We start from the raw sequence: 17,788 nt of genomic DNA, 5'->3' as shown, positions 1-17,788 counted from the left end.
CGGAAAACGGCCGTCATCGAGTAGCCGTACAGCTGCGGGGAGGATCGACGAGCGAGCAGAAAGCCGGGGCCATGACGGGCACGTAGTCGGCCCCGACGCCGTTCTCGTGAATGATCCGGCGGTAGGTGTCGACGCCGTCGGTCGGGATTCGCGCCGCAGTGGGATCGCCGAGAACATCGACCGTGTAGAGGCCGAATCGAGGTCGGTACGAACCCCATTCGTAGTTGTCGGTGATGGACCAGTAGTTGTAGCCGATCACGTCGGCACCGTCTTCTCGGGCGCGTTCCATCCAATAGATGTGATCGCGTAAGTGATTCGCGCGTGTGTAACCGTCGGCGCGCGGCGCTCCGTTGTCGGTAGGCATGCCGTTCTCGACGATGTAGAGGGGGAGTTCCGGATACTTGTCCGAGTACCGCATCAATGCGTCGTACAGGCCTTCGGGTTGTGGTGTGACGTTGTAGAACTCGTCGAGTGCGGCGTACGCGGCAGTCGGATTGTTCAGGGCCACACCGTAGTAGTAGTCGATCCCGAGAAAGTCGAGCTTGTCGCGCACCCGATCCGTGAATACCGAATCGATCGCCTCGGACACGCCGGGAATGAAGGAGAAATTACTGCTCACGCGGGCACCGGGATCGAGAACATGGATGCGGTCGTAGATCGCCCGGTGGGCTCGGACCAATGAATCGAACATCGACGGTGCCTGGGTGAGTGCGATTCCGCCGTAGGTCAATTCACGCTGAACATACACAGTCGGCTCGTTGATCGTGATCCACAGCGCCCCGATTCCGGAGTACCGCTCGACTACCTTCTCTGCGTTGACCAGCCAATCGGCTTCCGTCTTCGGATTTGTCCAGCCGCCTTGATCGACAACCCATCCCGGATACACCCAGTGGTCGAGCGTGATCATCGGAGTCATGCCCCGCGCGCGGATGTGAGCCACCACGTCGTCGTAGTACGCGAATTCGGTCTCGTTCCAGATCCCGGCGGCGGGCTGAACTCGCGCCCACTCGACGCCGAATCGGAAAACCTTCGATCCCAGATCGGCCGCCCGGTCGATGTCCTCGGCGTAGCGATGCCGGAAGTCGACCGAATCACCGATTTTGTCGTGGGTTCGTCCGGAATCGGAGTATCGAGACCAGTTGCTGTCCGGTGACGAACCTTCTGATTGGAATCCGGAGGTGGCAACGCCCCAGAGGAAGTCATCCGGTACCTCCGCCGAGGCGCGAGTGGGAAAGGCGAGCGCCCCGAGCAGGCACGTCAGTGCCATGAGTGCAGGCGTAACAGACCGTGACAGGGCTCCCATGCCTGGGAGACTAAGTCATACAAGTGTCCAGTCGCAGGCGTTTCGTCCGATCCGCCCGCGACTGGACCGTGTCACTCAGTGACCCAGCCGCTCAGAAATTCCGCTCAGAAAACCATGGTCATCGATCCCGGATTCCACGTCCCGGAGCGCTGAACGGTCGCTTCGTCGACCTGGGCAGGCACTGCACTCGGATCGATCGGTGTGTACTTCTCGATCGAACCCCAGTCGCGAGCCCAGTCGTTGTCGAGGTACGACGGAATGGTCTGAGCGGTCAGGAGCAGATCGATCCACCCCAACGGTCCACCGCCGTAGTGGTCCTGCCATGCGCTGGTCACGAGCGCGCCGGAATGGTCGGGAAGGATCCGATACTCGGGGACCTCGGCGATACCGACCCGATGATCGAAGGGGCGTTGGCACGGGAATGCCAGTCCGACAGCCCAATCCAGCATGACGGGCGCCTGTGAACCGACGACGTCGTTGAGCTTCTGAGTCTTCGGAACCCGCGGCGGGGTGACGGCCACCCATTGGTCGGGCTTGCTGTCGTAGTCGCTGACGACAAGTCGAATGCTGTTGGCTTCGACGGGAATCTGGTCCAGCGGCACACGCAGGTTCCGCCATGACGGTGCCGGACCGATGTCGAGGGGCGCGATCTTTCCGAGTGTTTCCACAGCGTCTGTTTCGGCATCGTCGACGCCACGCGCTGTTCCGTATTCGACCTCGATGTTCTGGCCGTAGGTGACGATTCCGTCCTTGTCGACCGACCGAACACGACCAGCGGTTGCAATCGAGATGATGTCTCCGCGTGTGGCGTTCTCGCCCACGTCGGGGAGTTGGTACCAGTCGCTGGTCAGAGTGCCGGGGGAGGGCTGACCGTAACTACCCATGACGGGTGTTGTCGCCGGGTCGAGACCGAACGGCAACGCGACCGAACTACCGTTGACTCCGGTCTGTCCGGCGCCACCGCCGGTTCCGGCCGAGTTACCGGCGGTGTCCTCGGAGGTGTCGACGGTGTTCGCGCCGCCGGTAGCCGTGGCTTCCTTGTCTGCTCGAAGGTCGGAGGCGACGCCATTCGGATCGAATCCCGTAGCCCCACCGGCGGAGAGTGCTGTGGCGACGCTGCCCGAGAGGGGCGTCAGCATCGAGGCGTTCGGATCGGTCTCGAGCAGAACGTCGTTGGCGAGTCCGCAGTGTTGGCCGAGAACGGCGTCGACGTTTGCGCGGCCCACCGAATAGGCCGGGTACTGGGTGATCGCGCCCTTGGCCATGGACAGCACCTCGAAGAGGACCATGGCACCTGCGGCAATCGTCAGTGGCGAAATGGCAAGCAGTCGAGCGTGCTTCGCGGACGGTTCCTTCCCGGCGGTGTACGGCTCACGGAAGAAGTACCACGCGGCGACGCCGAGCATCAGCACCGTCAGCCCGAGGAGGACGGTGCTCGCGCCGAGTCCGCWGATCGACACCGGCTTGTCCCACCACGGAACGCTGTAGCTGGACACGTAGTAATAGCTGTTGCTGCCGGTGAATGCGACAGCCAGGAGAAACAGTACGGCCGCCGCGAAGAGGGCCCGATTGCGCGGCGAGCGCAGGAGTTTTGTTCCCACGGCGACCGCCGTCATCATCGCCAGAACGGCGGTGAGTCCGGCAAAGATTCCGAAGTGGTGCGTCCACTTGGTCGGCGAGAACATCAGCAGTGGCAGTGCGCCGATCGTCAGCCCCACGACGCGGCGTGACGGACCGGCGGCCAAACCGGGAATCCGGCCGCCCTTGCGCAGCATCATCGCGGTGCAGACGCCAAGGCACAGAACCATGACGAACACACCGAATCTGCGAGTCAGAGAACCGTCGACAGAGATGTTGAAGAGGTATTGGTAGCGGAGGTACTCGTCGAACCAGGGCTGGTTCGGTGAGATCGAGTGGACGCGTTGCATCTCGATGACGGCGGCGAGGCTCTGATCGCCGAACGCGGGGATGAGGATCGACAGTCCGGCAGCTAGCAGTGGCCCGACGGCCGCGATGTAACCGGTGGTGCGGGCACGTTCGATGATGATGCGCATGATCGGGCGGATTCCGGCGATCAGTGCGGCGAAGCAGATGAGGCCGGAAGGCCCGGCGGTCAAGGTGAATCCGGCGATCAGAATCGCGACTGCGACCGGCAGAAGTCGTCTCGTCGCAACTGCGCGTTCGATCGAGCACCACGTCAGCAGGACGCCGAGAGCAACGATCGGTTCGGGGCGCAGTCCGTTGTTGAACGGAAGCCAGAACGCGAGGAAGACAAGCGCGCCGGTCCACAGGGCGAGCCGGTTTCCGCGAATTGCGGCTCCCAGTCGAGGCGCGACCTCGCGGCTGATGACGAGCCAGGTGATGATGCCTGCCAACAGAGCAGGCAGACGAACCCAGGGGCTTGCAGTGCTGACGTGCGCCAGGAGTCCGAGGATGTTGTAGTACGGCGTTCCGAACGGGGTCTCGGGGACCGCGAACCACCGGAAATAGTTGGACATGTAGCCCGATTGCTCGGAGGCCCTGGCCATCGTGAACTGGTAGCCGTCATCGGTGGTGGTAGCGCCGATGAAGTGCCAGAGCACCAGAGTTCCGACGACGACGCCGTCGAGGACGGTGAACTTCCACCATCGGGCGGGCAGAAATTTGCGTGTGCCCCGGCCGTCGCGGTTGTCGAGGCGGTGCAGCGCGAAGAGGGACACGACAGCCGTGAGTGCCCCGAGAATCATGGCGAGAGTCTTGATCACCGACGGGCTCGACGTGAAGCGAGAGTCCGCCTCGATCGAGACGTTCAAACCGGCTGATGCCGAATCGAGGTCGCTGAAGACGCCGACTACCTGTGGTCGGCTGTCGCCCTCGATGACGCGCGGTTCGGAACCGGTGGCGCTGAAGGTGGTTCGGGTCGGCTCGGCGGCGAGCGTGAGTGCGCATCCAGTTTGCAGATCAGCAACGGGTGTCGAGAGCAGCACTTGATCGCGCAGGACAACGTCGACCCGAGCGGGAGCGTCGGCGGATTCGGGGGAGACAGTGGCAACAAAGCCGTAGCGGCGCGCATCGGCGGCACCCGGGGGAGCCGTCGAGACGAGTGTTCCGCCGGTGGCGGCCAACTCACTGATCGACGCGCACGGAATCGATGCCTCCATGCGCAGCGGTGTGTACGAGACCAATGGCGCCTCGACGCTTGTCGTCGACCCGGCCTGCGGCCAGTTGACGACGGCTGTGTCCTGCTCGATCGGCAGGAACGGCACTGATCCGCACAAAACTATGCCGAGGATCGATGCGACAATCGCAACGATCCGTGCTCGGTTCGGTCCGCTGGATCGCTGAGGGGTCGGCAAGGCCGGAGGTGCGGTCGTGGCCACGTCACTGTCTGTCACGACTTTGGACCCTAGCTGTGCGTGACGTGTTTGTTATAAAAGCGCGAGTAATGGGATGGTCGTGTTCCCGGTGCCGTTCCGCGGTGCGGGGGTTGTCGGCGATCGAGGCGGGGGTGCTGTGCACGAAGTTCACGAGTCCATTTCGTTGAGCCCACTTCTGCGGCGTTCGACGGCCGCATTGTGCGTCGTCCTCGGAATTGTCCTGGTGATTGTCTGCGGGTTCGCGGCGATCGTGGAACACGACCCGGCGGGCTACGTCGGCGCCGTGTTGTCCGCGGTCCTGTCCTTCGGGTTGGCCGCGTACATGTGGAAGGTGCGCGTGATCATCACCACAGACGTCGAACGAGTGTCGATCGCGCTGTCTCCGGGGCTGCGTCAGGTATTTCGGTGGGACGAAGTTGTGTCTGCAACTGCAGTACATATCKGGATGGGCTCCGGAATCGGTTATCGAATGACCGGCCCAGGTATGCGGGTAATTCTCGCGTCACCCGGCGCCGGGGTCCGCTTTCGTCTGCACGACGGACGCGAAATCTCGGTGGCGACCGACCGAAGGGACGAGCTGATCGAACTCGCCCGGCGGCGGGCGCCGGACCTGCAGTGAGCGTCGCAGGTGGACCGGTGAAAAATGGGGTGCGCCTATCCTGGATAATTGACATCAGTTCTGTGTTTCAGGCGCGTTGTTCAGGCCTGTAATGCCGGACCGGTTTGCTGCCGCTTGCACAGGCACCCCGTTTGCGTACGAGAGGAACTCTCATGCTTGCCCGCACCGACCTGCGTGGTCGTACCCCATCCACGGCCGAACTTCGCGCCGCGCTTCCCCGAGGTGGAGTGGATGTGGACGCGGTGCTGCATCAGGTTCGCCCGATGGTCGAAGCTGTTCGTGATCGCGGGGCAGAAGCCGCCCTCGAGTTCGGCGAGAAGTTCGACGGCGTTCGTCCGGCTTCGGTTCGTGTACCCGCAGCCGAGCTCGAGCGCGCACTTCGTGAACTCGACCCCGCAGTCAAGGAAGCACTCGAGGTTGCGATCGAGCGCACCCGCAAGGTGCACGCCGATCAGCGTCGCAAGGACACCGTCACCGAGGTCGTTCCGGGCGGCACGGTCACCGAGCGTTGGGTTCCGGTCGAGCGCGTCGGGCTGTACGTACCCGGCGGCAATGCCGTGTACCCGTCGAGCGTTGTCATGAACGTCGTGCCGGCTCAGACGGCCGGCGTCGGGTCGCTTGTTGTCGCCTCGCCGCCCCAAGCCGACTTCGGCGGATTGCCGCACCCGACCATTCTTGCCGCCGCAGCCATGCTCGGCGTCGACGAGGTGTGGGCCGTCGGCGGCGGGCAGGGCGTCGCCCTCCTTACCTACGGCGGAACCGACACCGATGGAACCGAGCTTGTCCCGGTCGACCTCATCACCGGTCCCGGCAACATCTACGTCACTGCGGCCAAGCGTCTGTGCCGCGGACTGGTCGGCATCGACGCAGAAGCCGGTCCCACCGAGATCGCGATCCTCGCCGACCACACCGCTGACCCGGTCCACGTTGCCGCCGACCTCATCAGTCAGGCCGAGCACGACGTGATGGCCGCCAGCGTTCTTGTCACGACCAGCGTCGAATTGGCCGACGCCGTCGACAAGGCTCTGGCTGCGCAGCTCGAGATCACCAAGCACCGCGAACGCGTCACCACGGCACTGACCGGCAGCCAGTCGGGCACGGTACTGGTTTCTGATGTTTCCGCTGGTCTGCGCGTCGTCAACGCTTATGCGGCCGAGCACCTCGAGATTCAGACCGAGGACGCAACCGGTGTCGCAGCTCAGGTCACCAGCGCTGGTGCCGTGTTCGTCGGCCCATGGGCGCCGGTCAGCCTCGGCGACTACTGCGCCGGCTCCAACCACGTTCTGCCGACGGCCGGGTGTGCACGTCACTCCTCCGGTCTGAGCGTGCAGACCTTCTTGCGTGGGATCCACGTGATCGACTACTCCGAGTCGGCTCTGAAAGACGTTGCCGGACACGTCATCACGCTCGCCAATGCGGAGGACCTGCCCGCTCACGGCGAGGCTGTGCGTCTACGATTCGAGGCTCTGCGATGAGTAGTGCTCCTGGAGAATCGATTACGGTCGACGCCCTTCCGATTCGCGAGAACCTGCGTGGAAAGTCGGCATACGGCGCACCGCAATTGACGGTGCCGGTTCAGCTCAACACGAACGAGAACCCGCATCCGCCGACGCAGGCGCTCATCGACGATGTCGCCGAATCCGTGCGCGAAGCCGCGAAGGAACTGCACCGCTACCCCGACCGTGACGCTGTCGCGTTGCGGACGGATCTGGCGGCGTACCTGTCGAAGCAGACGGGTGTACCGGTCACCGTCGACAATCTGTGGGCGGCAAACGGATCGAACGAGATTCTGCAGCAGCTGTTGCAGGCATTCGCAGGTCCGGGACGTAGCGCGATGGGTTTTGTTCCCTCGTATTCGATGCACCCGATCATCGCCGACGGTACCGATACCGAGTGGGTCGAGGTCTTCCGTCGGGACGACTTCGCACTCGACGTGGATGCTGCCGTCACAGTGATCGAGGAACGTCGACCGGACGTCGTGTTCGTGACCAGTCCCAACAACCCGACCGGACACAGCGTCGGTATTGCGGAACTACGACGCATCCTCGACGTGGCGCCGGGCATCGTGATCGTCGACGAGGCGTACGCGGAGTTCTCCGCTGCCCCCAGCGCGATGACGCTGATCGACGAGTTCCCGGCCAAGCTGGTTGTGACCCGCACCATGAGCAAGGCTTTCGCGTTTGCCGGTGGCCGACTCGGCTATCTCGCCGCCGCTCCCGCGTTCATCGACGCACTGTTGTTGGTGCGCTTGCCCTATCACCTCTCGGTGGTCACGCAAGCGGCGGCACGTGCCGCCCTGCGTCACGCCGACGAGACCCTCGGCAGTGTCCACGCCTTGTCCGCCGAGCGTGATCGGGTGTCGAAGGCACTGGCGGACACCGGTTTCCGAGTGATTCCCAGTGACGCGAACTTCATCTTGTTCGGTCAGTTCACCGACAGCGCACAGGCGTGGAAGGAATACCTCGACCGCGGGGTTCTCATCCGCGACATCGGCATCCCCGGATATCTGCGGGCCACCGTGGGACTCGAAGCCGAGAACGACGCGTTCATCAAGGCCAGTGACGAAATCGCAGGCACCCAGCTGGTCGACACGAATTCAGGAGAGACGGCATGAGCGATCGCATCGCGCGGATCGAACGAACAACTCGGGAATCAAGCATCGTCGTCGAACTGAATCTGGACGGGACCGGCATCGTCGACGTCTCCACCGGCGTTCCGTTCTTCGACCACATGCTCAATGCCTTGGGTACGCACGCCAGCTTCGATCTCGACGTCAAGGCGAAGGGTGACGTCGAGATCGACGCCCACCACACCGTCGAGGACACCGCGATCGTTTTCGGCCAGGCGCTCGGCCAGGCACTCGGCGACAAGAAGGGCATCCGTCGTTTCGGCGACGCTTTCATCCCGATGGACGAAACGTTGGCGCACGCGTCGGTCGATGTCTCCGGTCGCCCTTACTGCGTGCACACCGGTGAGCCCGACTACATGGTGCATTCCGTCATCGGCGGGTACCCGGGTGTTCCGTATCACGCGGTGATCAACCGCCACGTGTTCGAGTCGATCGCATTGAATGCACGTATCGCACTGCACGTTCGGGTTCTGTACGGCCGCGATCAGCATCACATCACCGAAGCCGAGTACAAGGCCGTTGCGCGCGCTCTGCGTGAGGCGGTCGAGCCGGATCCGCGCGTGAGTGGCGTGCCGTCGACGAAGGGCACACTGTGAGCGTCCTCTTCACCTACCTGCTGTTCATCGGCGCGGGTATTGCCGTGGGCGGCGCCTACTCGATGTTCAAGGTCAACAAGCTTGCGTCGGGAATCCTTCTGGCGTTGGCGGTTCTGGCGGCGGTAGCGGGCGCACTGCGTCTGTGACGCGAAAAGTGACTGTGTCTGAGACGCAAAAAGTGACTGTGTCTGAGACGCAAGATCCTGCTCCATGGCCGGGGTTGCTTCGCACTCCGGGCATGATCGGTGTCCTGATCATGGCGGCGGCAGCTTTCGGTGGCTGGTCGTTGCTGTTGCCGGTGGTGCCGTTGCTGGTTGCGCATTCCGGCGGACCGGATGCGCTTGCCGGATCGGTGACCGGTGTCTTCATGGCGGCCACGGTCGTGACGCAACTGCTCGTGCCTCGGTTGTTGCGGACGCAGGGCTACCGGCGCGTGCTGGCGGTCGGATGTCTGCTCCTCGGTCCACCGTCGTTGGTGCTGTTGATCTCGGCCGACGCCGGCCCCGTCCTGGCGGTTTCCGCGGTGCGAGGAATCGGTTTCGGCATGCTGACTGTTGCCGGCAGTGCGCTCGTGGCGGAGTTGGCGCCCAAACGAATTCTGGGCCGTGCCACCGGCGCTCAGGGAATCGCGATCGCAGCGTCACAAATGGCGGGGCTTCCGCTGGGGCTTGCGATCATGGAACGGTGGTCGGCAACACCGGTGTTCGTTCTCGGTGCGCTGATCCCGGCACTCGCGCTGGTGGCCATTGCCGGGTTGCCGAAGATCTTCGCCCAGCCCACCGGCGAATCCGCCCGGTTGAGTGTGTTCGTCGTCTTGGTCCCGGTGCTCGCTCTGGCGTGTGTGTCCGCGTCGTTCGGCGGGCTGTCGTCTCTACTGCCGATCGCAATTTCGGAGCGCGCGGCCGTTGCAGGTGTGGTGTTGGCGACCGCCAGTGGATCGATGTTGATCGGCCGGTACTCGGCGGGCCTGATCGCCGATCGTCTCGGCAGTGGTCGGACACTCGCGCCGGCATTGGCGTCGTCGACCATCGGATTGGTGCTGTTCGCGATCAACGTCGACGGCGGGTCGACGCCGGTCTTGTTCTGCGCGGCGGTCCTTTTCGGGCTCGGGTTCGGGGCGGTGCAGAACGAATCCTTGGTCATGGCGTTTCAGGCTGCCGGCCCGAGGCAACTCGGATCCGCCAGCGCGATCTGGAACATCGGCTACGACGCCGGCACCGGAATCGGTGCACTGGCGTTGGGATTCGTGGCCACGACTGCCGGCTATGCGTGGGTCTTCGCGGTCTCCGCGGTCGTTGTCGCTCTGCTCCCGGCACTGGCCGCGGGCGGCAAAGTGATCGGCAGCAGGGTTGCCCGATAGAGTTGGGGCATGAGCGCTTCCACGATTGCTGTACTCGATTACGGCTCCGGCAACCTGCATTCGGCTACTCGCGCACTGGCGCGCACCGGGGCGCAGGTGGAGGTGACCAACGATATGAAGGTTGCATTGGCGGCCGACGGTCTGGTGGTGCCCGGCGTCGGTGCGTTCGCGGCCTGCATGGAAGGTCTGCGCGCAGTGCAGGGTGACCGAATCATCGGTAGACGCTTGGCCGGTGGCCGACCGGTGCTGGGTATCTGCGTCGGCATGCAGATTCTGTTCGACAGGGGAGTCGAATTCGGTGTCGAGGCGGAGGGCTGCGGCGAATGGCCTGGCACCGTCGAGAGGCTGCAAGCAGAGGTTTTGCCGCACATGGGCTGGAACACCGTGGAGGCTCCGGAGTCGAGCACGCTGTTCAAGGGTATCGACGCCGACACCCGCTTCTACTTCGTTCACTCGTACGGTGTGCAGAGTTGGGAACTCGCGCCGTCCGAGCACATCGCACCTCCGAAGCTGACGTGGGCAGATCACGGCGGAAAGTTCCTCGCTGCCGTCGAGAACGGTGCGTTGTCGGCAACGCAGTTCCACCCCGAGAAATCCGGCGACGCAGGCGCCGAGTTGCTGAGCAACTGGGTGCAGAGTTTGTGACCGGGAGTTCCGGCCCGAACCGTGGCGACGACTTTTCCCTCGCTCGTCTGGCGTTGTTCTCGCTCGGCGCCGCTGTGGCTGCGTTGGCGGTCGCCACCGTCGTCATCGTCGTGCTCAAACCCTCGCCGGGTGTCGGTCTCGCGATCGGTCTCGTGGGGGTCGTTGCTGCGATCGCGGCAATGGGCGTCGTATCCAAGCGGATGACCCGAAAAGCGTTCGGTGACCCGGAAGACGGTTCGAGGTCCTGACCTACTAGGGTTACCGCACGTGAGCCTGGTCCTTTTGCCTGCTGTAGATGTTGTCAACGGTGAAGCTGTTCGCCTCGTGCAAGGAGAGGCGGGAAGTGAGACCGGTTACGGGTCGCCCCGCGACGCTGCTCTTGCGTGGCAGAACGACGGTGCCGAATGGGTGCATCTTGTCGACCTCGACGCCGCTTTCGGGCGTGGGTCCAACAGTGAACTGCTGGCAGGCGTCATCGGCGACCTGACGGTCAAGGTGGAACTCTCCGGAGGAATCCGCGACGACGCTTCCCTGGAAGCTGCACTGGCCACCGGCTGTGCCCGCGTCAATCTCGGAACCGCCGCTATCGAAGATCCCGAGTGGTGTGCCCGTGCATTGGCCAAGTACGGCGACAAGATCGCCGTCGGACTCGACGTTCGTCTGGTCGACGGCCAGTACCGCACCCGTGGGCGCGGCTGGGTCACCGACGGCGGCGATCTGTGGGAGACCCTGGCCCGTCTCGATCGCGACGGCTGCACCCGTTACGTCGTCACCGACGTCTCCAAAGACGGCACACTCACCGGTCCCAACCTCGAACTTCTCAGTCAGGTCTGCGCTGTCACCGACGCTCACGTCGTCGCCTCCGGTGGTGTGTCGACCATCGAGGATCTGCTCGCCATTTCCAGCCTGGTTGATCAGGGTGTCGAGGGCGCGATCGTGGGCAAGGCGCTGTATGCCGGTCGCTTCACTCTCCCCGAAGCGCTGGCAGCAGTTTCCGGATAGATTTTCCAGATGACTCCGACGCGTGACCTCGACGAACTTCTCGCGATTGCGGGTCGGCTTCTCGATGGCGTCCACGATCAGTTCGTCGCCGGTGTCGGCGCCCCGAGTGCGGTCCGCAAGGGCTGGGGTGATTTTGCCACCGAGGTCGATCTTGCGCTCGAGAAGCGGTTGACCGCGGAGTTGTTCGAGCAGACCGGCATCGAGGTGCACGGCGAGGAATTCGGCGGCCCAGACGTCGGTTCGGGGCTCGTCTGGGTTCTCGACCCCGTCGACGGTACTTTCAACTATTCGGCCGGATTGCCTACTGCCGGAACACTGTTGGCGCTTCTCGACGATGGTGTCCCGGTGCTCGGATTGACCTGGCTTCCGTTGATCGGTCACACGTACGCCACTCGTGCCGGCGGTCCGTTGTTGGTCAACGGAATCGCCGTACCGCCGCTGGAGCCAACCGATCTGGCGTCGTCGATCGTCGGATTGGGTGCCCTCAACGTCAACAGTCGCGGCCGGATCCCCGGCAGTTTCCGTCTCGACCTCCTCGCCGAGATCAGCAAAGTGTCCTCGCGGATCCGGATACACGGCTCCACCGGAGTCGATCTCGCTTTCACGGCGGCCGGCATCCTGGGCGGAGCGATCGTCTACGGCCGCAACGCGTGGGACAACGCGGCCGGGGTCGCTCTCGTTCGCGGTGCGGGTGGGGTGGTCACCGATCTGGCCGGCAACCCGTGGACCGTAGAATCGGAGTCGGTGCTCGCTGCCGCCCCGGGCATCCACGGTGAGATTCTCGATATCCTCAACGCGCTCGGTGATCCGCGCGCTTCGTCCTCAGGAGGACCACAGTCATGACCCTCGCAGTTCGTGTGATTCCGTGCCTCGACGTCGACGCCGGACGAGTGGTCAAGGGTGTCAACTTCGAGAATCTTCGCGACGCCGGAGATCCGGTGGAACTCGCGGCAGCGTACGACGCTCAGGGCGCCGACGAACTGACCTTCCTGGACGTCACCGCCTCCACGTCGGATCGTGGCACGATGCTCGAYGTCGTAAGTCGTACTGCCGAGCAGGTTTTCATTCCTCTGACCGTCGGCGGTGGAGTGCGCACGGTCGCGGACGTCGATCGTCTGCTGCGTGCCGGTGCCGACAAGGTCAGCGTCAATACCGCGGCGATTGCGCGCCCGGAACTGCTCAAGGAACTGAGTGAGCGTTTCGGCTCGCAGTGCATCGTCCTCTCGGTCGACGCCCGCACCGTTCCCCAGGGGCAGCCGGACACACCGTCGGGGTGGGAGGTCACCACGCACGGGGGCAAGCGCGGCACGGGCATCGACGCTGTCGAGTGGGCCGAGCGTGGTGCCGAGTTGGGAGTGGGGGAGATCCTGCTCAACTCCATGGACGCCGACGGCACCAAAGCGGGCTTCGACCTTCTGATGATCCGCGCTGTCCGGGCAGCAGTCCACGTACCGGTGATCGCCAGTGGCGGTGCCGGCCTGGTCGAGCACTTTGCCCCGGCAGTCGAAGCGGGCGCAGACGCAGTTCTCGCAGCGAGTGTCTTCCACTTCGGCGATCTGAGCATCCCGGAGGTCAAGGATGCGATGCGTGCCGAGGGAATCGTCGTTCGCTAGGCGTTCTCGGCGCGGATTCCGTCGAACATGAGGCGGCTGATGGCTTGGTTCAGCGTGGTGCAGTCGACGGACGAATCGGCTCGCAATCCTTGAATCGCACTTGCCAGCATCATGCCGTTGACGGCCTGCGCAGTGTTGTCGACGTCGAGGTCGGCGCGTAGATAGCCGCATTCGACTCCGTGATGCAGGTACGCCGCGGTCAACGATGCCGACTGGTCGAGTAGATCGAGCATCCGGCCAGTGAGATCGGCGTCGACGCCTGTCGTCTCGAAGAGCAGAACCCGCGGAATGCGCGGGTCGTCGAAGAAGATGCGGGGGAGCGCTTCGGCGATGCGACCGACCTGGGCGCGGTACTCGTCCAACGTATTTGCTGCGTCAGGGGCATTTTCGACGGCGAGTGCGCTGATGATCTTTGCGATCAGATCGTCGATGACGTGGTCGATGATGTCGCGCTTGTTCTCGAAGTATCGGTAGAACGTGCCGTGACCGATTCCGAGAGTTGTTGCGATATCGGCAATTCCGGTCGCGTGGTAGCCGCGTTCCGCGAAGCACTCGAATGATGCGTCGATGATCTCGCGGCGCAATTCCGCTTTTTTTCGTTCCGCTCGGGTCATGGCCTTCGTCACGTCTGGAATGATACCGTTCTCAATAACGGAATGACGTGTCAGTTTCTGATGTGCAGTTCACGGGTGCGTGGTTCATGGGTGTGCAGTTCATGAGAGGGATTCTCCGATGGCAGTGCAGTACGACGCAGTAGTGGTGGGGGCGGGCTTCGGCGGAATGGGTGCGGCCATTCAACTCAAGCGGATGGGCCTGGACAACCTGGCGATCCTCGAGCGTGAGGACGATCTGGGTGGAACCTGGCACGTCAACCGCTATCCCGGTTTGGCTGTCGACATCGCGTCGGTCACCTACTCGTATTCGTTCGAGCCCAATCCGAACTGGTCCAGGCTCTTCGCACCGGGTGCCGAACTCAAGAAGTACGCCGATCATGTCGCGGACAAGTACGACCTGCGGAAGCACATGACGTTCGGTGCCGTGGTCAACGGAGCCCGCTGGGACGAAGATTCCTCGCACTGGGTCGTATCCGTGGAGGGGGCACCGGACATCACTGCCAAGTACCTCCTGACTGCGACGGGTTTCCTCTCGCAGCCTCATCGACCGGACATCTCCGGTATCGACGAATTTGCGGGCAAGATCATCCACACCACCGCCTGGGACGATTCCTACGACTTGTCGGGCACCAAGACTGCAATCATCGGAACCGGCGCCACCGCCGTGCAGTTGATCCCAGAGGTGGCGCGGCAGGCCGCAGAGTTGACCGTCTACCAACGCACCCCGATCTGGGTCGTTCCCAAGATCGACGTCCCCATTCCGAGCGCAGTGCAGAAGCTGTTCTCGCGCATTCCGCTCACCCAGCGAATCGCCCGCGCTGTCAGTTCGTCGATACTCGAAATGATCATGGTCAGCGCGGTCCTGCATTACAAGCAGGTCAAACTGTTGAACAAGGGCGCTGCAGCCGCATCACGAGCGTTTCTGCGGTCGCAGGTCCGTGACGCGCATCTCCGCAAGCAACTCACACCGGACTACGACTTCGGGTGCAAGCGACCCACGTTCTCGAACAGCTATTTCCGTACCTTCACCAAAGACAACGTGCACCTCGAAACCACGTCGATCGACCACATTGCTGCCGACGGAATCGTCACGGCCGACGGCCGCAAGACCGAGATCGACACGCTGGTGCTGGCAACGGGATTCAACCTCTGGGATGTGAACTTTCCGGCCATCGAGGTTATCGGCCGTGAGGGCCGAAACCTCGGTAAGTGGTGGCGCGACAACCGTTTCCAGGCCTATGAGGGGGTCGCGGTTCCCTACTTCCCCAATTTCCTCACGCTCGCCAGTCCGTACTCGTACAGCGGGTTGTCCTACTTCACGACTATCGAATCCCAGATGCAGCACATGGATCGACTGTTCGGCGAGGTGAAGCGGCGTGGCGCGGAGACGTTCGAGGTCACCGAAACCGCCAACGCCGAGTTCCTGGACCGGATGACGGCGAACCTGGCGGACTCCGTCTTCTACGGCGGCAGTTGCCAGACTTCGCGGAGCTACTACTTCAATCAGCACGGGGAGGCGGCGATCCTGCGGCCCACGTCTACACGCAATGCGTTTGTCGAAGCGAAACGCTTTCCGCTCGAGGATTATTCGATCAGCTAGGCGGGCATGCCCCGTGTTCGGCTATCTCGCCGATCTGACTCCGCTCGGAACCGATATCACGGGATAGCGGTTCTGCCGGTTCAGTCGGGAAAAGACCGAGCTGTGTATCAGTTGGCTCACCGCGGAGGCAGCGCCTTTTCGCGGTGAGCCGATCACGATGGTGAAGGCGTCGTACTTGTCCGCGGTCGCGAGGATGACACCGGCCGGGTCGCCGTAGGTGCAGTCGTATGTCCAGGTGTCCGTGTGCGAGGCAAGTGTCGAGGTTGTCTGTTCGCGTTGCGACACCATCTCGTCGTGCAGACGCGTTTCGAACTGTGGTGAGTCGGTTTCGACAGGCAAGTCCTCGGACGTGATGCAGTGAACGACGTGGAGTGCTGAATCCTCCTTGGCGGCAAGCGTCAATCCGTAGCTGACGACATTCTTGCCGCTCAGGCCTGTGCCGATCCCGACAACGATGTGGCGGGTCGGGACGCGATCGGTGCTCGCGTTCACGAGGTGGCAGGTGTACTCCGGGTGTGGGCCGTCATGACGTTGATGGTTCATGTCGGATCCTCTTCCAGAGCGAGAAGCGAAGAAACTTCCATTCTACGGCGACCAAGCAGGGGAATTCCACGGAAGTCACAGGTGGAAGGTATAAACGTCATATGAGTCTTGATCCCGCAATCGCGGCGAAGCTGAAGCGAAACGACGCCGGACTGTTCAGCGCGGTTGCGCAGGAGAAGTCGACCGGTGATGTGCTGATGGTCGCGTGGATGGACGACGAAGCGCTCGCGCGAACACTGGAAACCCGTAAGGGGACGTACTATTCGCGCTCGCGCCAGCAGTACTGGGTCAAGGGTGAGACGTCGGGGCACACCCAGTACGTCCACGAAGTGCGACTCGACTGTGACGGCGATTCGGTCTTGCTGATCGTCGATCAGGAGGGCGCCGCGTGCCACACCGGCACTCACACCTGTTTCGACACCGACGTCCTACTCGCTGCGGAACAGTGACACGAGATGGCCGCTGACAAGACTCCACAACCGCTCGATTACGCCTTCACCGCTCCCATCGAGAAAGACGGGGCGTTTGCGACATTTCTGACGGTGCCTGGTTCGGCGGAACTTCTGGGAACCAGGCGCGCTGTGAAGGTGGTCGGGACTCTCGATGGTGAACATCCCTTCGAGGCGACGCTGATGCCGTCCGGTGACGGTCCACACTGGCTTCCGCTGCGCGTGGCGCTCTGCAAGGCGATCGGCAAGAGTGCCGCTGGAGAAGAAGTATCGGTACATCTACAGCAGCGACTGAGCTGAAGTTTTCCCGAACCAAGGAGCGTCGTGGTCGACAGAGCGGTTGATTCGTTGCAGGTGGTAGCGCGAGAGCTGAGCCCGTTCGGCGGTGACGAGTCGAAAACACGCACGTTGCGCATGTCGCGGACCCTCGCGGCGCCCATCGGCACGGTCTGGGCGGCGATCACCGAGTTCGACCGCATTCCCCAATGGTTCATGCCGGTCGGGGGAGAAGCCAGGATCGGCGGCCACTATCAGCTCGAGGGCAACGCCGGCGGCGAAATTTTGGCGTGCGATGCTCCTCGAACACTTCGCATCACCTGGGAATACGGCGGCGATGTGAGCTACGTGACCGTGAATCTCGCCGAAAAAGGCAGTGGTGCAACGCTGTTCGACTTCGAACACGCCGCGGACGTCGAGCCGGATCGGTGGGGCGAGTACGGTCCAGGTGCCGTCGGTGTCGGGTGGGACATGGGACTGCTCGGGCTGGCTCGACACGTGGAACTGGGGATCGCGACGCCACTCGAGACACCCGAGTGGTCGGCGAGCGACGAGGCCAAGGCATTCATCGCGGGAAGCAGTGAACTGTGGGCCGAAGCTGCGATCGCATCGGGCGACGACCCGGATGCGGCTGCAGCCGCCGCTGCTCGCACGACCGCTGCATACACCGGGTAGATCACCTCTACGAGGACTAACATCGGATTAGTCTGGTTGTTGCGGGACTTCCGCGCCACGAGCGGAGACGACGATGGTGTATCGGCTCATCGAAGTAGTGACGGTGTTCGTCCACTTCGCGTTTGTCCTCTATGTGGTGCTGGGTGGGTTCGTGGCGTGGAAGTGGCGTCGTACCATCGGTTTCCACCTTCTTGCAGTCGTCTGGGGAGCCGGTTCGATAGCGGTCGGATATGACTGCCCGCTGACCAATCTCGAGAACTGGGCCCGCCGAATGGCCGGTATCGCGGAGTTGCCGTCCACCGGATTCATCTCGCACTACATCACCGGCGTGTTCTATCCGGCGAGTATCGAAGGCCTGGTACAGGCGCTSGCGGCGACAGTGGTTGTCGGATCCTGGGTCGGATACGTGCTGCTCGGACGGCATTCGAAGGCTGAGGTCAAAGCGTCTTCAGTGTCGTGATTCCGTACAAACGATCCCTGCCGTTTCCGGATGGAAACGGCGGGGAGG

The 17,788-nt window shown here is 63.1% G+C and carries 20 protein-coding genes; 16 read left to right on the top strand and 4 right to left on the bottom strand.

Going from position 1 to position 17,788, the window contains the following annotated elements; translation table 11 throughout:
* Positions 1–13: 13 nt before the first annotated feature.
* Both AC1DWA_RS25615 and AC1DWA_RS25610 read right to left on the bottom strand, forming a co-directional pair.
* Positions 14–1,267, bottom strand: a complete 1,254-nt coding sequence (locus AC1DWA_RS25615) for a glycoside hydrolase family 1 protein (protein ID WP_477847084.1) — start codon at positions 1,265–1,267, stop codon at positions 14–16.
* Between the two features lie 140 nt (positions 1,268–1,407).
* On the bottom strand, positions 1,408–4,677 hold the full coding sequence (locus AC1DWA_RS25610) for an arabinosyltransferase domain-containing protein (RefSeq protein ID WP_477917187.1): 3,270 nt from the start codon (positions 4,675–4,677) through the stop codon (positions 1,408–1,410).
* Positions 4,678–4,732: 55 nt separating this feature from the next.
* On the opposite strand from AC1DWA_RS25610, the gene AC1DWA_RS25605 reads away from it, so the two are divergent.
* The 11 genes from AC1DWA_RS25605 (at position 4,733) to hisF (ending at position 13,123) form a co-directional block, all read left to right on the top strand.
* Positions 4,733–5,278: a hypothetical protein gene (locus AC1DWA_RS25605; RefSeq protein WP_477917185.1), complete on the top strand. Its 546-nt coding sequence runs from the start codon at positions 4,733–4,735 to the stop codon at positions 5,276–5,278.
* Between the two features lie 152 nt (positions 5,279–5,430).
* On the top strand, positions 5,431–6,753 hold the full coding sequence (gene hisD, locus AC1DWA_RS25600; RefSeq protein WP_020908000.1) for a histidinol dehydrogenase: 1,323 nt from the start codon (positions 5,431–5,433) through the stop codon (positions 6,751–6,753).
* Positions 6,750–7,892, top strand: coding sequence for a histidinol-phosphate transaminase (locus tag AC1DWA_RS25595; RefSeq protein WP_019748776.1), 1,143 nt, complete (start codon positions 6,750–6,752; stop codon positions 7,890–7,892). The genes hisD and AC1DWA_RS25595 overlap by 4 nt, the downstream gene beginning before the upstream one ends.
* Complete coding sequence (gene hisB, locus AC1DWA_RS25590; protein ID WP_003942383.1) at positions 7,889–8,503, top strand: imidazoleglycerol-phosphate dehydratase HisB; 615 nt, start codon at positions 7,889–7,891, stop codon at positions 8,501–8,503. Before AC1DWA_RS25595 ends, hisB begins: the two co-directional genes overlap by 4 nt.
* Positions 8,500–8,649, top strand: a complete 150-nt coding sequence (locus AC1DWA_RS25585; protein WP_007732248.1) for a hypothetical protein — start codon at positions 8,500–8,502, stop codon at positions 8,647–8,649. The genes hisB and AC1DWA_RS25585 overlap by 4 nt, the downstream gene beginning before the upstream one ends.
* Positions 8,650–8,741: 92 nt before the next feature.
* The gene (locus AC1DWA_RS25580; RefSeq protein WP_477847082.1) at positions 8,742–9,863 is read left to right on the top strand and encodes an MFS transporter; all 1,122 of its coding nucleotides are present in this window, start codon (positions 8,742–8,744) and stop codon (positions 9,861–9,863) included.
* Positions 9,864–9,872: 9 nt separating this feature from the next.
* Positions 9,873–10,508, top strand: coding sequence for an imidazole glycerol phosphate synthase subunit HisH (gene hisH, locus AC1DWA_RS25575; RefSeq protein WP_003942389.1), 636 nt, complete (start codon positions 9,873–9,875; stop codon positions 10,506–10,508).
* A complete protein-coding gene (locus AC1DWA_RS25570; protein WP_019748773.1) occupies positions 10,505–10,756 on the top strand; it encodes a hypothetical protein in 252 nt (83 codons plus the stop codon). Before hisH ends, AC1DWA_RS25570 begins: the two co-directional genes overlap by 4 nt.
* A 19-nt stretch (positions 10,757–10,775) precedes the next feature.
* Positions 10,776–11,510 (top strand): bifunctional 1-(5-phosphoribosyl)-5-((5-phosphoribosylamino)methylideneamino)imidazole-4-carboxamide isomerase/phosphoribosylanthranilate isomerase PriA, encoded by a 735-nt coding sequence (gene priA, locus AC1DWA_RS25565; RefSeq protein WP_003942371.1) that lies wholly within the window; start codon positions 10,776–10,778, stop codon positions 11,508–11,510.
* 9 nt (positions 11,511–11,519) lie between these two features.
* A complete protein-coding gene (locus tag AC1DWA_RS25560; RefSeq protein WP_021333657.1) occupies positions 11,520–12,353 on the top strand; it encodes an inositol monophosphatase family protein in 834 nt (277 codons plus the stop codon).
* Complete coding sequence (hisF, locus tag AC1DWA_RS25555) at positions 12,350–13,123, top strand: imidazole glycerol phosphate synthase subunit HisF (RefSeq protein ID WP_003942380.1); 774 nt, start codon at positions 12,350–12,352, stop codon at positions 13,121–13,123. The genes AC1DWA_RS25560 and hisF overlap by 4 nt, the downstream gene beginning before the upstream one ends.
* On the opposite strand, the gene AC1DWA_RS25550 is transcribed toward hisF, so the two are convergent.
* Positions 13,120–13,737 carry a TetR/AcrR family transcriptional regulator gene (locus AC1DWA_RS25550; RefSeq protein WP_029255504.1) on the bottom strand — a complete coding sequence of 206 codons (618 nt, stop codon included), beginning with the start codon at positions 13,735–13,737 and terminating at the stop codon, positions 13,120–13,122. The genes hisF and AC1DWA_RS25550 overlap by 4 nt on opposite strands.
* A 118-nt stretch (positions 13,738–13,855) precedes the next feature.
* Between AC1DWA_RS25550 and AC1DWA_RS25545 the strand changes: the two genes are divergently transcribed.
* On the top strand, positions 13,856–15,337 hold the full coding sequence (locus AC1DWA_RS25545; RefSeq protein WP_020907997.1) for a flavin-containing monooxygenase: 1,482 nt from the start codon (positions 13,856–13,858) through the stop codon (positions 15,335–15,337).
* A 21-nt stretch (positions 15,338–15,358) separates the two neighbouring features.
* On the opposite strand, the gene AC1DWA_RS25540 is transcribed toward AC1DWA_RS25545, so the two are convergent.
* On the bottom strand, positions 15,359–15,880 hold the full coding sequence (locus AC1DWA_RS25540; protein WP_477846883.1) for a universal stress protein: 522 nt from the start codon (positions 15,878–15,880) through the stop codon (positions 15,359–15,361).
* Between the two features lie 101 nt (positions 15,881–15,981).
* Between AC1DWA_RS25540 and hisI the strand changes: the two genes are divergently transcribed.
* The 4 genes from hisI (at position 15,982) to AC1DWA_RS25520 (ending at position 17,740) form a co-directional block, all read left to right on the top strand.
* Complete coding sequence (gene hisI / locus AC1DWA_RS25535; protein WP_003942390.1) at positions 15,982–16,329, top strand: phosphoribosyl-AMP cyclohydrolase; 348 nt, start codon at positions 15,982–15,984, stop codon at positions 16,327–16,329.
* Positions 16,330–16,335: 6 nt separating this feature from the next.
* The gene (locus AC1DWA_RS25530; RefSeq protein WP_019748768.1) at positions 16,336–16,629 is read left to right on the top strand and encodes a DUF1905 domain-containing protein; all 294 of its coding nucleotides are present in this window, start codon (positions 16,336–16,338) and stop codon (positions 16,627–16,629) included.
* A gap of 24 nt (positions 16,630–16,653) precedes the next feature.
* On the top strand, positions 16,654–17,280 hold the full coding sequence (locus AC1DWA_RS25525; RefSeq protein ID WP_020907995.1) for an SRPBCC family protein: 627 nt from the start codon (positions 16,654–16,656) through the stop codon (positions 17,278–17,280).
* Positions 17,281–17,353: 73 nt separating this feature from the next.
* Positions 17,354–17,740, top strand: coding sequence for a DUF2784 domain-containing protein (locus tag AC1DWA_RS25520; RefSeq protein ID WP_020907994.1), 387 nt, complete (start codon positions 17,354–17,356; stop codon positions 17,738–17,740).
* Positions 17,741–17,788 lie beyond the last annotated feature (48 nt).

Source organism: Rhodococcus sp. P4_F3_2, assembly GCF_056401335.1.
The sequence above is the reverse complement of the archived record's forward strand: the minus strand, read 5'-3'. Positions and strand labels throughout refer to the sequence as shown.